Raw genomic sequence first — 1270 nt, forward strand, 5'->3', positions numbered from 1 at the left:
TATATCAACGATTTTTCAAATATATCTATCACAACTTGCAATATATCAACGATTCGACAAAGGATATCGATTTAACGACAAAGATTGACAATAACATTCCTCCCTGTCATACAAAGAAACGCCCAAAATAGATTGGGTAAATATAATCATTACTTACTAGCCTTGCTCACATTTGAACTAGTAGTAATGCAAATATTTTTATTTCTTTAATACATATAAAAAAGCATATATCCAAAATGGATATATGCTTTCACTTTATTCTTGCCCCACACGTTTCACTTCTACGTTTTTAATACGTTCACGTACAACGTGACTTGCCATAATTAAGCCTGCCACAGATGGTACGAATGCATTTGATGAAGGTGGTAATTTCGCTTTACGAATTTTTGCATTTTCGTCTGGTACGATCTCTTTACGTACTTCTTCACGAATTACGATTGGATTCTCGTCAGAGAAGACAACTTTTACACCTTTTTTAATACCCTCTTTACGAAGCTTCGTACGAATTACTTTCGCAATTGGATCTGTATGTGTTTTAGAGATATCCGCAATACGGAAACGAGTTGGGTCCATTTTATTTGCTGCACCCATACATGAGATAATTTTAATTTTACGACGTAAACATTGTTTAATTAAATGGATTTTGAACGTAATTGTATCAGATGCATCCACTACGAAATCTAAACCGTGTTTAAAGAACTCTTCATATGTTTCATCTGTATAAAACATTTCTAGTCCAATTACTTCACATTCCGGATTAATGTCTGCAATACGCTCTTTCATTAATTCTACTTTTGAACGTCCTACAGTAGATACTAAAGCATGAATTTGACGGTTTACGTTTGTAATATCTACAACGTCTTTATCAACTAATACGAGACGTCCTACGCCAGAACGTGCTAACGCTTCTGCCGAAAATGACCCTACGCCACCAATTCCTAAAATACCGACTGTACTATTTTTTAATATTTCAAGTCCTTCTTTACCGAAGGCTAATTCATTACGTGAAAATTGATGTAACATTCAGCTCTACACTCCTATTACAAAAATGGTCTACCATGTATTCTAGCGTTTTTCCGACTATTTGTATAGAAAAAGTTATAGAATTCCTAAAAATACATATTTCGAAAATGAAAACATAGTGTACACCGGACTTTTTAAACTTCCCTTTCAATACATGTTTAAAAAGGAGGATTCAGAGGGACGAGCAGCTCGAGGCGCTTATGCCAAGAGGAGCGCAGTGTAGCTTTAACTACTCGAGCACCGGACT

Annotated in this window: 1 protein-coding gene; it reads right to left on the minus strand. The window is 35.2% G+C overall.

The features are described 5' to 3' along the window. Positions 1–255: 255 nt before the first annotated feature. Positions 256–1023, minus strand: coding sequence for a tRNA threonylcarbamoyladenosine dehydratase (locus MR167_RS31455; protein WP_000903182.1), 768 nt, complete (start codon positions 1021–1023; stop codon positions 256–258). Positions 1024–1270 lie beyond the last annotated feature (247 nt).

Source organism: Bacillus cereus group sp. BfR-BA-01355 (assembly GCF_022663675.1).
GTDB lineage: Bacteria > Bacillota > Bacilli > Bacillales > Bacillaceae_G > Bacillus_A > Bacillus_A thuringiensis_S.

Excerpts from the sequence above, each read along its gene's own strand:
- MR167_RS31455 (WP_000903182.1), bottom strand. The coding sequence starts at position 1,023 with ATGTTACATCAATTTTCACGTAATGAATTAGCCTTCGGTAAAGAAGGA.